At 33.7% G+C, this 15,330-nt stretch carries 9 protein-coding genes; 5 read left to right on the top strand and 4 right to left on the bottom strand.

Translation table 11 applies throughout. The features are described 5' to 3' along the window. Nucleotides 1-158: 158 nt before the first annotated feature. Nucleotides 159-1,667, top strand: a complete 1,509-nt coding sequence (locus ACFOUY_RS16035; RefSeq protein WP_378962105.1) for a malate:quinone oxidoreductase — start codon at nucleotides 159-161, stop codon at nucleotides 1,665-1,667. A gap of 82 nt (nucleotides 1,668-1,749) precedes the next feature. On the opposite strand, the gene ytxJ is transcribed toward ACFOUY_RS16035, so the two are convergent. Together ytxJ and ribH are read right to left on the bottom strand one after the other, a co-directional pair. Next, nucleotides 1,750-2,082: a bacillithiol system redox-active protein YtxJ gene (gene ytxJ, locus ACFOUY_RS16030; RefSeq protein WP_378962104.1), complete on the bottom strand. Its 333-nt coding sequence runs from the start codon at nucleotides 2,080-2,082 to the stop codon at nucleotides 1,750-1,752. A gap of 265 nt (nucleotides 2,083-2,347) precedes the next feature. Beyond that, nucleotides 2,348-2,839 (bottom strand): 6,7-dimethyl-8-ribityllumazine synthase, encoded by a 492-nt coding sequence (gene ribH / locus ACFOUY_RS16025; protein ID WP_378962103.1) that lies wholly within the window; start codon nucleotides 2,837-2,839, stop codon nucleotides 2,348-2,350. Nucleotides 2,840-3,009: 170 nt separating this feature from the next. Here ribH and ACFOUY_RS16020 point away from each other — a divergent pair, with 170 nt between their 5' ends. Next, nucleotides 3,010-9,423 (top strand): alpha-2-macroglobulin family protein, encoded by a 6,414-nt coding sequence (locus ACFOUY_RS16020; RefSeq protein ID WP_378962100.1) that lies wholly within the window; start codon nucleotides 3,010-3,012, stop codon nucleotides 9,421-9,423. Here the strand turns inward: ACFOUY_RS16020 and ACFOUY_RS16015 are convergent. Both ACFOUY_RS16015 and ACFOUY_RS16010 read right to left on the bottom strand, forming a co-directional pair. Continuing rightward, a complete protein-coding gene (locus ACFOUY_RS16015; protein WP_378962098.1) occupies nucleotides 9,420-10,094 on the bottom strand; it encodes a LytR/AlgR family response regulator transcription factor in 675 nt (224 codons plus the stop codon). The two genes, ACFOUY_RS16020 and ACFOUY_RS16015, sit on opposite strands and share 4 nt — an antisense overlap. A 152-nt stretch (nucleotides 10,095-10,246) precedes the next feature. Next, complete coding sequence (locus tag ACFOUY_RS16010) at nucleotides 10,247-11,752, bottom strand: sensor histidine kinase (protein WP_378962097.1); 1,506 nt, start codon at nucleotides 11,750-11,752, stop codon at nucleotides 10,247-10,249. Between the two features lie 187 nt (nucleotides 11,753-11,939). On the opposite strand from ACFOUY_RS16010, the gene ACFOUY_RS16005 reads away from it, so the two are divergent. The 3 genes from ACFOUY_RS16005 (at nucleotide 11,940) to ACFOUY_RS15995 (ending at nucleotide 15,202) form a co-directional block, all read left to right on the top strand. Beyond that, nucleotides 11,940-12,287 (top strand): Spx/MgsR family RNA polymerase-binding regulatory protein, encoded by a 348-nt coding sequence (locus tag ACFOUY_RS16005; protein WP_378962096.1) that lies wholly within the window; start codon nucleotides 11,940-11,942, stop codon nucleotides 12,285-12,287. A 67-nt stretch (nucleotides 12,288-12,354) separates the two neighbouring features. Next, a complete protein-coding gene (locus ACFOUY_RS16000; protein ID WP_378962094.1) occupies nucleotides 12,355-13,095 on the top strand; it encodes a hypothetical protein in 741 nt (246 codons plus the stop codon). A gap of 112 nt (nucleotides 13,096-13,207) precedes the next feature. Continuing rightward, on the top strand, nucleotides 13,208-15,202 hold the full coding sequence (locus tag ACFOUY_RS15995) for a M1 family metallopeptidase (RefSeq protein ID WP_378962093.1): 1,995 nt from the start codon (nucleotides 13,208-13,210) through the stop codon (nucleotides 15,200-15,202). The last annotated feature ends 128 nt before the right edge of the window (nucleotides 15,203-15,330 follow it).

Here is a 15,330-nt window from a genome sequence, read left to right as displayed (position 1 = left end):
GATGTGTTTGAAACAACTTTTTTTAATTTGACGTTTGATTGCTGATTTAAAAAAAGACAAAATAATTCTAATTTTTTAGCAATTTTTTACCATAATTAAGCAAAAAAATTCGTGACATGTTTAAAATGATTCTAAATTTGTAACTCCTTTAATATAAGATGACAAAAAAGAAAAAGACAGTTGGTAAAACTGACGCAGATGTAATTTTAATTGGTGCCGGGATAATGAGTGCAACCCTCGGCGTTTTGCTTAAAGAATTAGAACCTAACTTAAGTATAGAGATTTACGAACGCCTCGATATTGCTGCAGCAGAAAGTTCTGATGCATGGAATAATGCAGGTACTGGTCACTCTGCTTTTTGCGAGTTAAATTACACACCCGAAAAAAAGGATGGAAATGTAGAAACCGTTAAAGCGGTCCAAATTGCCGAACATTTCGAGGTTTCTAAACAATTTTGGGCTTACTTAATTGAAAAAGGTCTTATATCGAATCCTGAAAACTTCATTAAAAAAATTCCTCACATGAGTTTTGTTTGGGGGAAAAAGAATTCAGATTATCTTAAAAAACGTTACGAAGCACTAACTAAATACGATTTATTTAGCGATATGCAGTATACCGAAGATGCTGAAACAATTAACACCTGGGCACCCTTAATTATGGAAGGGCGTAAAAAAGGCGAAAAAGTTGCTGCGACCAAAATGGATTTAGGAACGGATGTGAACTTTGGTTCGCTAACCCGCGACATGTTTAATTATTTAAAAAACCAAAGTAATGTAACTCTTCATTTTAACCACGAAATTCGTGACTTAAAGAAAAATAAAGACGGCAACTGGATTATAAAAGTTAAAGATTTAGATACTGGTGATAAAAGTAAACGCGTCGCTAAATTTGTATTTATTGGTGCTGGTGGCGGTTCTTTGCCTTTGTTAGAAAAATCTGATATTCCGGAAGGAAAAGGTTTTGGTGGTTTTCCGGTAAGCGGGCAATGGCTGAAATGTACTAACGAAGAAATTATTGCCAAACACCATGCAAAAGTTTATGGTAAAGCATCAGTTGGAGCACCACCAATGTCGGTTCCGCATTTAGATACCAGAATGATTAATGGTAAGCAAGCTTTATTGTTCGGTCCTTATGCTGGTTTTTCTACTAAATTTTTGAAAAACGGCTCATTCTTAGATTTACCAAAATCTATTAAGTTTAATAATATCCGTCCGATGATTTCGGCTGGTTTGCATAATCTTGATTTAACTAAATACCTGATTGAACAAGTTAGACAATCGCCAGAAGATAGATTGGAAGCGTTAAAAGAATATTTACCTACTGCACAATTAAAAGATTGGGAACTGGAATATGCTGGTCAGCGAGTGCAGGTAATTAAAAAAGACGAGAAAAAAGGTGGTGTTTTAGAATTTGGAACAGAAGTGGTAAGTGCTGCTGATGGCTCAATAGCAGCTTTGTTAGGTGCTTCACCAGGTGCTTCTACAGCAGTTTCCATTATGTTCGATTTGCTAGGGCGTTGTTTTAAAGAAGATTTGGCAACACCAGAATGGCAATCTAAAATTAAAGAAATGATTCCAACTTATGGGCAGGAGTTAGCTGCTGATGCCGAACTTTGTAAAGCAACTAGAAGCAGAACTTCGAAAATATTAAAAATAGAAAAGGCTTAAAACCGCTTTTGAGATATTATAGAAAAGGTCATGATGAAAATCATGACCTTTTTTAGTTAAAGCAATTTTAAATTTTGAGTTATTACGCTGCAATAACTTCTGCAACCTCTTCAGCAGAAATATCACTATGTGATGATTCTAAAACACATTCACCATTTTTAATTAGTAGAATTTGTGGTGATTGGTGCGCAACCTGAAAAATTTCGGCAACTTGATTTGAAATATCGCGATAGCTAATTAAATCTAAAAAGTACAACTTTGTTTCAGAAGGGATTACATCCCAATCAAATTCAAAATTCTTTTTCGCCATCATACTGATTGAACAACGCGTACTGTGCTTAAAAATAAGACTAAAACCATTTGCGTTTTTTATCTCATCAAGCTGTTCTATTGAAGTTAAGTTAACCCAAGCCATGATTATATAGAAATTGTTTATTAAGTAACACGCACAAAAACATAAAGTTCTGTAAATGACTTAAAAATGAAAAATTTTAAGTTAAAGATTTTAGTTTCTTCTACGTTTGCCTTCGGGATAAGAGCTATAGGCCGGGCAAAGTTTAGAAGAGCAAGACTCTAAAATTGTAATGGTGCAAAACACCGCCAATAACAAGATGGCTACTTTTTTCATTCAGATTATAGTTTTAAAGTCCTAATGTACAAATAATTATTAAATCGTAATACTAAATATTGGCAGAGAAATCGGCCATTTTAATTGCTGTTATAGCAGCTTCATCGCCTTTATTACCGTGTTTACCACCAGCACGGTCTTGCGCTTGCTCTAAATTATTAGTGGTTAAAACGCCAAAAATAACTGGCTTGTTGTATTTAATACTAACATTTGTTACGCCTTGAGCCACGGCATCGCATATAAAATCGAAATGTTTTGTATCGCCTTGAATTACGCAACCTAAGCAGATTACGGCATCAATATCGCGTCTTTTGCTTAATAAAATTTCTGCCCCACTGGTTAATTCAAAACTTCCTGGTACAGGTAAAGAGATAATGTTTTCTTCTTTTACACCGTTTTCTAAAAGTGTTTTTAAAGCACCATTGTACAATGCGCCTGTAATTTCTGCGTTCCATTCGGCAACAATAATTCCAAACTTATAGTTTGCACCACTCGGAACTGTTGTATGAGAAAAATCTGATAGATTTTTTAATTGACTTGACATGCCGCAAAGATACTGCTATGTAAGGAATGTTAAAAGAGCTTAATGTTTAAATGTTGTAAGTTTATTAAAGATGGATTTACCTATTTTGCAGTTAATTAATCAGATAATTAAAGTTTAATATTTATGGAATTCGAATAGATCTTCCATCTAAAATATAAAGGCTCATCTTTATGAAAAACGCTTTACTTAAAACACTCCTAATTTTATTTTTTTTCGGTTATACTTTTAACTCCAATGCACAACAAAACCAATATTTTTTAAAAGAATTTAAACGTGTAGATTCTCTTGCCAGCAAAGCAGAACCAAAAGCGGCATTAAGCCTAATTAATATGCTTAATAACAAAGCTCGGTTGCAGAATAACAGCGAAATGCTGGTTAAATCGGTTGTTTATCGAATGCTTTTTCAAAGCTATTTGGAAGAAAATCAGTTTGTAAAAATTATAAAAGATTTACAACAAGATGTAAGCTTAGCCAAACAACCCGCTAAAAGTATTTTACAATCTTTGCTGGCAGAAAGCTATTGGAAATATTATCAGAAAAATCGTTATCAATTTGCACAAAGAACCAAAGTATTGGGCTATAAAAGCACAGACATTTCGACATGGTCTTTACCTAAAATTACAGAGGAAACTATAAAAAACTACATAGCTTCCTTAGCTGAAACAAATCTTTTGCAAAATATTGAATCGGGTAAAATGAAGGATATTCTTATCGGCGATTCTTCAACCCGATATTTAAGGCCTACGCTTTACGATATTTTGGCACATCGGGCAATTGATGTTTTTGTGAATACGCAAATAGAAATCGCCAATAATGATAACTCAATCGATTTTTCTAAAAATGAATTGTTCCTTGATTTTAAGAATTTTCACAAGCTTAATTTTTCATCTTTAGATAGTACTTCTTTTACAGTACAGGCTTTCAAAGTTTTTCAAACCTTAAATAAATGTCATAATGATAATGGAAATAATGCAGCATTAGCCGATGTAGAACTGAAACGATTGAAATTTATTTATCAACGTACTGGAAGCGATAAACATGAAATTTTCTTTAATGCACTTGAAAATTTAGCGGTATTTTCTGAATCTACAGAAATATATGCTGATGTACTTTGCGAGCAGGTAATGCTTATTCAACGACAAAGCCTAACAAATTTTAAACCCGAAAACAATCTTATAAAAGCAGTAGAGCTTGCCGAACGAGCAATTAAGGCATATCCAAAAAGTATAGGGGCAGCGAATGCAAAAAATCTAATTGATCAGATTAAAACAAAAAATCTGAAAATCGAGATTAAGGGTTATAACCTTCCTGATAGTCCTTTTCAAATAAAATTTTCTCACAAAAATACCGATACTGCATTTCTTAAGCTTTATAAACTAAGAGCAGTAGATGCAGATTTTAATTTCGATAATGTGAAGCAATATGATAAGTTCTTAAATCAGCAAAAGCCAATTAAAGAATGGCAAGTAAGTTTGCCTAAAAAAGTAGATTATATCGAGCATAATTTTATCGATAAAGTAGAAGCTTTACCAATTGGTAACTATGTTTTGTTCGCCGGAAATTCGCGAGATAAAAGTTTTAACGATTTAATCTCTTACGCTAATTTTAAAATTACAAAACTTGCAATTACCAGCAGAGTTTCGGGTTTGGTTAACCATCAATACTTTATTGCAGATAGTAAAACTGGCGAACCATTGCAAAATGTAACTATAAATGAGCGCTCGAGAGAATATGCAGGTGGAAAATATAGTATTGTAGATAGAGGAAAAATTACATCAGATAAAAATGGTTTTGCAGAAGGTGGGTCTTTTTTAAGTGTAAATAATGTTGTTTTCAATTATGGTAAAGACTCTGTAAATATAAATATTAACGGAAGTAATTTCAATTACAGGGAAGAAAGTAAAAAGGTTATTCTCTTTGCAGATAGGCCAATTTACAGACCAGGCCAAATTGTTTATTTCAAAGGAATTTACCTGCAAAATGAAGATTACAAGAGTTCGATTTTAGCTAAAGAAAATATAGACGTTGTGTTTAAGGACGTGAATTGGGCCGATATTCAAAAGCTTTCTCTTACAACAAATGATTATGGAACTTTTCAAGGTTCGTTTACAATTCCACAAGGAAGATTAAATGGCCGAATGCAAATTAATACCCGCTATGGTAGTATTTCAATCCAGGTAGAAGAGTATAAACGACCAACGTTTGAAATTGTCTTCGATAAATTTAATAATATGTATAAGTTAAACGACAGTGTTTTGGTAAAAGGAAAAGCGGTTACTTTTTCTGGTTATCCAGTTGGAGGCGCAAAGCTAAAATATACAATATCAAGAATTTCATTGCCAGATATGACCAGTAGATATGAAGGTAATTTGGTTAAACAAATTGTTGTAGGTAAGGCAGATTTAAAGGCCGATGGTAATTTTAGTTTTAATTTCTTAGCCATGGCCGGAAATGATTCGAAAAAGAATTACATGTATAAAATAACTGTTGATGTTACAGATGTAAATGGCGAAACCAGAACATCAGGCACTGAGATTAAAGTTGGAGAAAAAGACATTAGATTAACCTTTAATTTACCCGATAAAATCTTTTTAACATCAAAACAAGATAGTTTTTCTTTTGATGTTTTAAATCTAAACAATCAACCGATAAATGCTAAAGTGGAAACCGAATGGTTAAAATTACAAGAGCCACAAATATTGACAATTAAGAATCCATTTTCTGTAAAACCCGAAGCTTATTCTTTAAATAGAATTGATTTTAAATATAATTTTCCAAATGCCGAGTATAATGATGAATCGAACCCCGCGAACTGGCCACTCTCAAAAATCAGTTTTAATAAAAATATAGAGATAGAAAATGGTTTCGGTGAATTGCCACTCAATGATAAATCTTTGCCAGCTGGTTATTATAAGGTTAAAATTACGGCTATAAATAGTGTTAATGATTCTGTATCAACGGATAAAATTGTAAAGGTTTTTAATCAGAAACCTGAAGTTATTACAACAATAAGCGATTGGCTTATCGCCGAAAATAGTATAATTCCAAAAGCGGGGACGGCAATTTTTAGAATTGCAGGTGCTTTGAATAATGCGAATGCGTATTATGAAGTTTATTATAAGGATAAAATTATCGATAAGGTTTGGTTAAAGGTTTCGCCCAAGCAAAGTATTGTGAAAATAAAAGCGCAACCCGATTTCGAAGATTCGTTTAATGTTCAGTTTTCTATGGTTCATAATGGTGTAATTTATCAATCTATGCAATCAGTTTTGATAAAAGATACCTCAAAAGAACTCGATGTTAAATTTTTATCATTTAGAGATAAATTGCAGCCAGGCGAAAAGGAAAGCTGGAAATTGCGTATCACCAATAAAAATGGAGAAAAACAAATGGCCGAAATGGTTGCCACTTTATACGATGCATCTTTAGATAATTTGAGTGCTATGAATTGGAATTCCATTTCGAAGCAACAGTATAGCTACCATGCTTACAATTGGCAATCGGAGTTTAATAGTTTAAGAACGGGGCAAGAACTCTGGTTTCTTAGAAATTACTATCGTTTCTATCAGCAACAGAATCGTAATTACGAAAATTTTAATCTTTTAGGTTATAGTTACTATGGCGGTTATAACGATGGTTACCATAATTATTTAAGAAAAATCGAATTAGCTAAAAAGAAAGATTTGCTTGATGCCTTTGCAAAAAAACTAGAGCAATTGGATAAAGGAAAAGGTTTTTATGGTGTGATTAACGATGTAAATGGATTTGCTGTACCTGGTGCATTAGTTAAAAATGGCAAAATCGCAGCTTATACCGATCAGTTTGGTATCTATCAAATTAGTGCAAAAGTTGGCGATAAGCTTTCTATAGTTTGTATTGGGTTTTTGCCAGTATCACTTACATTAAATTATTTAGGCAGAAACGATGTTATAATGAAAGAAGATAGCCGTGAGCTTAATGAAGTTGTTGTAACTGGTTATGGTGCTCAGTTAAAAAGCGCTGTTGCCGGAAGTTCTGTTATGCTAAGAGATGAAGTGGAAACTAATAAAATTGTTTTAAAGGAAATAAATACCAAGACAGGTGAAAAATTTAATAAAAGTGATTTAATAAGAACGGTAAGGGCTTTAGACGAAGTGGCAATAACTGTTGATGACAGCAAGACATACGATTTTGTATCGATTGAAAAAGCTTATGACCCAAAAACTGGTTTTGCTATTGTAAATGGTAAACCTGTTTTCGGTACAAAAGAGGTTGCTACTCGTACTTATTTTAACGAAACAGCATTTTTTTACCCGCAACTGCAAACTAACGAAGCCGGAGAAATTAATATAGATTTCACTATTCCGCAATCGTTAACGCGGTTTAAAATGATGGGTTTTGCACATACAAAAGATTTAAAAACAGGAACAATTACCAAAGCGTTAATCACACAAAAGCAATTAGCCATTTCGGCAAATGCACCACGTTTTTTCCGAGAAGGCGATACCATTCAATTTAGTGCAAGGTTAAATAATTTATCAGGTAAAAATTTAAGCGGAGAAGCAATCTTGGAAATCAGAGATGCCTTAACCAACAAATTGATTTCAATATTTGATAAACCCAACGTTGCGGTTCAGCAGTTTGAACTTGGTAGTGGTGGAAATAAAGCTTTAAACTGGGTTTTAGTAATTCCTTCGGGATTAAATGCAATTAGTTATAAGCTTTTGGCACAATCAGAAAAATTTTCTGATGGAGAAGAAATGACAATTCCGGTTTTGCCAAATTCGATGTTAGTAACCGAAATTATGCCATTAAATGTTCGTGGCGAAACGAGTAAAACTTTTGTTTTAGATAAATTATTTACATCGGGGAAATCGCAAACTTTAAAAAATAAATCGCTAACATTCGAATTTACGTCAAATCCGGTTTGGTATGCAGTTCAAGCCTTACCGTATTTAATGGAATATCCATTCGAATGTACTGAGCAAACTTTTAGCCGTTTTTATTCAAACAGCTTTGCAACAGGAATAATCAATTCTTCTCCTAAAATTAAACAAGTTTTCGAATCGTGGAAACAAGTAAATAATGGTGAAGCCTTGCTTTCTAATTTAGAGAAAAATGCAAATCTAAAGTCAATTTTGCTCGAAGAAACACCTTGGGTACGAGATGCAGAAAATGATGCAGAACGTAAGAAAAGATTAGCCGTTTTGTTCGATTTAAACCGAATGACTTACGAACTTAAATCGAATTTAGAGAAGTTAGAAAGTATGCAAAATGCGAATGGTTCTTTCCCTTGGTTTAGTGGTATGGCCGAAGATAGATACATTACTCAACACATTGTTTTAGGAATGGGCCAGTTAAAACAATCGAAATTGGTTGATGAAAAAGCTTTTCCAAATTTTAATAAGGTTTTAAATAAAGCAATTAGTTATTTGGATGAGCAGCTACAAAACGACTATAAAAAAGAAACTCAAGATAAAAAGATAGCTTACTTACCCTTACATTATTTATACGCCAGAAGTTACAGTCCGATAAAAAATGAGGAGCCTAACTTTAATAAAGCTTTAGCCTTTTACCTAAAAAAAATAAATGAAAATTGGCTAACGATGGAGCCGTACCAACAAGGGCAAGCAGCTTTAATTTTAATTAGAAATGGTAATAAAGTTGAGGCGCAAAAGGTAATAAATCTTTTAAAACAGCGGGCTCAGCAAAGTGAAGAATTAGGTATGTATTGGACAAATAACCGTTATGGGTTGTGGTGGTACGAAAATCCGGTAGAAACACAATCTTTGCTTATCGAAGCATTCGATGAAATTGCGGCAGATTCGAAATCTGTTGAAGAGATGAAAATTTGGTTGCTTAAAAATAAGCAAACTAACGATTGGAAAACAACAAAAGCTACCGTTGCCGCTTGTTATGCCTTGCTAAAAAGAGGCTATAATTTATTAGATGAAACTGCTGAACCAGAAATTTTAATCGGAGGCAAAACCTATAAAGATTTTTCAGAAAATGCCAAAGAAACAGGAACTGGTTACGAAAAAATAACTGTTACTGCAGAAAATATTAAACCCGAAATGGCTAAAATATCTGTTAAAAATACCAATAAAACAGTAGCTTGGGGTGCTTTGTATTGGCAGTATTTCGAACAGTTAGATAAAATTACGCCTGCAGAAACCGGTGTTAAAATTAATAAGCAATTATTTCTGCAAACCGCATCAGCTAAAGAAAATGTGTTAACTAAAATTGATTCGAAAAGCCCCTTAAAACTGGGAGATAAAATTAAAGTAAGAATCGAAATTCGTAGCGATAGAGATATGGAATATATTCATCTAAAAGATATGCGTTCGGCGGGTTTTGAACCTGCAAATGTAATTTCTAAATATAAATATCAAGATGGTTTAAGCTATTATGAAAGTACAAAAGATGCATCGACAAACTTTTTTATTAGCGATTTACGTAAAGGTACCTATGTTTTTGAGTACGAATTAAGGGTTACACATGCAGGTAATTTCTCGAATGGGATAACAACTTTGCAAAGTATGTATGCACCAGAATTTACAACACATTCAGAAGGTGTTAGGGTAACTGTAAAACCTCAGCCTTAAACCAGCTGGATATTGCCGTAAGTTGCACCAATTGGTATAACTTTTTCATCAATCCAAATTTGGCTACGATCAAATTTGGATATTTTGTTTTTTGCAACAATAAAGGCTCTGTGGCAGCGAATAAAATCGGTTTTGGATAGTAATTCGGCTAAATCGTTAATCGTAATTCTAGAGCTTAGAAGTTTGTTGGTAGTTTGAATTTGAGTGTAATTTCCCGAAGCTTCAACATATAAAATATCATTCAGTTCAACTTTAACCTGTTCGTAACCATCTTTAATAAAAATATATTCAGGTTTAGTTTCTTGTTTATTATTTCGGAAGTTGTATAACTCATTTGCCTTATTACATGCTTTTAAAAAGCGGGAAAGCGAAAAAGGTTTTAACAAATAATCAACCGCATCGAGTTCAAAACTTTGTACAGCATGTTCGGTGTAAGCGGTTGTAAATATCACCATCGGCGGATTGCTCAGGCTTTTCAAAAAGTCGATTCCGCTTATATCGGGCATTTTAATATCGAGAAAAATTAAATCGACCTTGTTTTGTTGCAGATAAGTAATGGCCTCAAAAGCATTCGTAAAAGCAGCGTTTAATTCAATAAAAGGTACTTTCGAAGCGTGCGATCGAATAATATCTAGTGCTATCGGTTCATCATCTACGGCAATTGCAATCATAATTTTGTTATAGTTTATCTAGCTCAGTCTTGTTGTCAGGCTGAGCGGAGTCGAAGCCATTAATCTCTAGAATTACAATAATAAAAAAATAATTACGGAACTAAAATTTGGATAGTTGCACTTCGACTAAGCTCAGTGTTGACAATGTTAGTTTAATCTAATTGCAGTGTTAAATGCACGAAAAACTCTTTTGCGCTTTCGCGGATGATTAATTCGTGCTTGCCATGATAAAGGTGAAATAATCGTTGTTTTACATTTTCTAGTCCAATACCGCTTTTTAACTTTTCCGGGTCGTTATCGGCCTTTAAATGGATGCTATTGTGTACGTCGAAATAAAGCGTGTTTTCTTTAGTTTGCAGCGTAATTTTAATGTGCGATGGTTGTTGCAGGCTGATGCCGTGCTTAAAAGCATTTTCTATAAACGGAATAAGCAACATTGGCGTTATTTGCAGGTTATTTAACTGCTCATCTATTTGTGTTTCAATTTTTATATCAGCAGAGCGAGAAGTACGGAGTTTCTGTAAATCGATGTAATTGTTTAGGTACTCAACTTCGCGGGTTAACGAAATCTTATCCTGCATGTTTTCGTGTAGCATAAAGCGCATCATATCGCCAAGTTTTTGGATGCCTTCACCAGTTCTTTCTGCGTTTTCCTGTAATGCGGTTCCAAACAAAGTATTTAATGCATTAAATAAAAAGTGTGGATTTATTTGCGATTGTAGGAAACTTAGGCTCGCATCTGATTTACCTAATTTGGTTTTTAGGTTAGTAATTTCAGTACGGTTGGCAAGTCGTCGTTTGTAAATATACCACGATAACGGTACGCTAATTATTAGTTGTGTTGGCATGTAGAACAAGAAAACTACAAAAAACATCTCCGCACGCCATATAAATAAGGTAGAGATTAAACCTAATGGAACGGCCAATAAAATCGAAATAAAAAACACTTGCCAGAAATAAACTTTAAATGGTTTTCCATCTTCATAGTTTTCGGGTAAAAGTTTATAAATGGAGTAGATAACAATTCCTATGGTGGAAAAAATAACTAATGTCCAGCAAATGCTGACTTCAATTCCAGATCTGGTCGATATCCATAAAAGTAAACCTACAAACCAGAAAGCCAGCCCAAAACCAACATCGAGTTTAATTTGTGTATTCCGATCGGTGCTTTTGTCTTTGTTTTCGTTTAAGTAGGCAACAAATGCTTTTATTATGCCATAAGCAGAAATAATAACAATAGACCAAATGCTGTAAATAAAGCCATTAAAGAATAGTCTGTTATAACCATCCTGCAATTCATCATACTGTACTAAAATATAAGCCTCACTGTAGGTTTTGCCGATGCTAAAAACCAAACCGCCAAATAAGAATAAACCTAAAAGCAGAAAGCTGTTGGTCACAACGTTTTGCTTTTTAATAAATGCAGGAATTATGCAAAAATTTATAGCTAAAAAGCTGAGGTACAGAATAGAGAAACGAAAAATTTCGGGGACTAAATAATTTGTGACATAAGAGAATTTTAGTTGTTGAGCTTGGAATCGATACTGGTTCGAATTGTGCTCGCCATTATCTGCACCCGAAATAAGTAGTATGATAATTAATATGTAAAGGCAGGTTGAAATCCAAAATTCTATTCGTTGTAAATCTTTACTGTTCATAAATTGTTTTTTTTGATGATGCAATTTTAATCACCCACATTGAAATTATTTTTAAAATGTGATGGATGGCTAAATAAATGTGATGAATCATTTTTATATATACAGGAATTTAAGATTTCGACTCATCATTAATTCATTCAATATTAAAAACGGCTGCTTACATTTGGAGATTAAATAATAATTAAAAATGATAGTATACGGAATCCCAAATTGCAATACGGTTAAGAAGTCGCTCGATTGGTTAAAAGCTCATAAAATTGTTTTCGAATTTCACGATTTTAAGAAAAAAGGAATTACGGCCGATAAATTAAATGATTGGTGCAACATTTTTGGCTGGGAAACTGTTTTAAATCGTAAGGGCTTAACATGGAAAAAATTATCTAAAGATGAGCAATCAGCTATCAACAATCAAGAAAAAGCAATTGCTTATTTAATTGAAAATACAAGTGCTATTAAGCGTCCTGTTATAGAGAAGAATAGTCAGGCTATTTTAATTTCTTTTGATGAAAACCGCTATATTGAAACACTTGGCTAACTCAGTTGTTTTATGTTAAATTTTGTTAAATGGTACTGTTAGCATTTAAACTAATCTATTTTTGAATATGTATAAGCTAATCATAATTTTATTACTTGCCTTTCCTTTCTGTACACTGGCTCAAACAGTAACTACAGGTGCGATTTACGATTTTTCGAAAAAAACAATATCTCTTCCTGGGGTAACTGTAAGAAATTTAAATACCAAAAAGATAACAAGTGCAAATGCTGCCGGGAAATTTACAATTACAGCTAATACTGGCGATTTATTGGAATTCTCTTTAGTTGGATACCGAACAGATACACTTTATTTAACTAGTTTACTGCCAAAAACCATATATATGGTTGATAAAATTAATGCGTTAAATGATGTTGATATTAAAGGCGTAAAAATTAATAAATCTATTCTTTCTCCCGATCCTCTGGCAGAAAAATATACCTTATTGGGTACTGGCGGTAATTTGGAAAGAAAAAAAATGACAGATAAAGTTGGTGGATTGAACTTAAATCTTGGTTACGGTAAATATAAAAGGCAACAACGAAAGGAAGCAGAGTTGGAAGAACGTGATAAATACTTAGCTGAAATAGATGATAATTTTAACGAACGAACAATTAATAATCTATTAAAGTTAGAGGGCGAAGACTTGAAGAATTTTATGATTATTTATCGTCCATCTGTTTTGAAAATACAAGAAGAAAGACCATTTAGGTATTCTTACTATATTGTTCAGTCTTACCATGCCTGGTTAAAGCTTTCTCCTAAAGAGAGAAAATTGCAAGATTTACCTGTTTTAAAGAAGGTAAATTGATAGAATTTATCTTCTTTGTTAAACTGTTAACGCTGTATAAAGTAACATTATAAGCACAAATAAGTCTGCTCGGGCTTATTTTTTATATTTGCCGCCGTATAAAAATTTCAATATGAATATCAGAATAAACAAACTAATCGCATTGTGTTTAGTTGGTTGTGCATTAGTTTTTAATGCTTCAGCACAGCAAGCTAGCACAGGAGCTGCACCTGCAACCAATTATAATTCATCAGAAGCATTCGGGCCACTATTTTACACACAAAACGGTAACGAATTTCGTTCTGCTAATGGCGCTCCGGGCGCTAAATACTGGCAAAACAGGGTAGATTATAACATTACCGCGAGTTTAGATGAAACTAAAAATATGGTGAGTGGAACAGTAACCATCACCTATAAAAATAATAGCCCTGATAAGTTACCTTATTTATGGTTGCAATTAGATCAGAATACGTTTAAAGAAAATTCTCGTGGCGCTCAAATTACGCCGAGCCGTAGCCGTTATGGCGCACAAGGCGAAAAATTTGATGGTGGTTATAAAATCAATAACGTTAGTGTTTCTCAAAAAACGGCAGCAGTAAAGTTTACATCTATTATAGAAGACACCAGGATGCAAATTCGTTTAGACCAGCCAATGGCTGCTAATGGCGATATAGTTACGGTGAAAATGGATTATTCTTACATTGTACCTAAAGAAGGTTCGGATAGAACAGGTCATTTAACAACTCAAAACGGCGAAATTTTCGCAATTGCACAATGGTTTCCACGTATGTGTGTTTATGATGATGTTTTAGGATGGAATACATTGCCTTACTGGGGTGGTGGTGAGTTCTATTGCGAATATGGAGATATCACTTATGCAATTACTGCACCTGCAACACATATTGTTATGGGATCTGGAGAATTGTTAAATCCTCAGGAAGTTTTTACTGCTGAGCAATTGAAAAGATGGAATGCAGCAAAATTAAGCGATGCAACGGTTCATATTCGTTCAGCGGAAGAGGTTACAGACCCGAAATCTCGCCCGGCTAAAGATAAATTAACTTGGAAATTTAAAATTATTAATGCAAGAGATGCCGCATGGGCTTCATCAAAAGCATTTGTTTTAGATGCAGCAAGAATAAACTTCCCAAGCGGAAGAAAAGGTTTAGCTGTTTCCGCTCAACCAATTGAAAGCAATGGTGCAGATGGATATGGTCGTGGTGTTGAGTATGTTAAATCGAGCATAGAACACTACTCTACAAAATGGTTCGAATATCCTTATCCAATGGCTGTTAATGTGGCTACCAATATTGGTGGTATGGAGTATCCTGGTATTGTTTTCTGTGGATGGAAAGCAAAAAAAGGTGCTGCATGGGGTGTAATCGATCATGAATTTGGTCATTCATGGTTTCCAATGATTGTTGGTTCTAACGAGCGTAAATACGGTTGGATGGATGAAGGTTTTAATACCTTTATTAATGGTATTTCTGCCCAAAATTTCAATAATGGAGAATATAAACCACGAGTAACAGATATGAATCGTGTTGGTAAAGGAGCGATTGGGAATTTGGCTTTAGATAACATCATGTTAATGCCAGATGGTATGCAAGAGCGTAATATTGGCATTAACTTATACAGCAAGCCGGGATGGGGCTTAAATATTTTAAGAGACCAGATTTTAGGAGAAGACAGATTTGATTATGCTTTTCGTCAATACATTAAAAACTGGGCATTTAAACACCCAACACCATTCGATTTTTTCCGTTCGATGGAAAATGGTGCGGGAGAAGATTTAGCTTGGTTTTGGAGAAGCTGGTTCTTAAATAACTGGAAAATGGATCAAGGAATTGCAAGTGTCGCGGCCGTTAAAAAAGATGATAAATTAACAGGATACAACATTACAGTGGTTAATCTAGAAAAAATGCCCATGCCAATTATTCTTCAGGTTAAAACCAAAAGTGGCAAAACTGATATGATAAAAATACCTGTTGATGTTTGGATGAAAAATTCGACTTGGACAGTAAGCTACCCAACAACTGATGAAGTGGTTTCTGTAACTTTAGATCCGAATAAAGTATTACCAGATTCTAATCCTGATAATAATACCTGGACAGCGTCTGCTAATTAATAAAAACAAAAGATTCTTTAAACGGGGCTGTATCATAAATAAAATGATCAGCCCTTTTATTTTGCTTAAATTTTTTATATTTTTTTATGTTATTTTTTGGTTTAAAGTGTTGATTTTCATATATTTAT

Source organism: Pedobacter jamesrossensis, from assembly GCF_042650905.1.
GTDB classification, from domain to species: domain Bacteria; phylum Bacteroidota; class Bacteroidia; order Sphingobacteriales; family Sphingobacteriaceae; genus Pedobacter; species Pedobacter jamesrossensis.
Note: the sequence above shows the minus strand (reverse complement) of the source record. Positions and strands in the feature narration are given on the sequence as shown.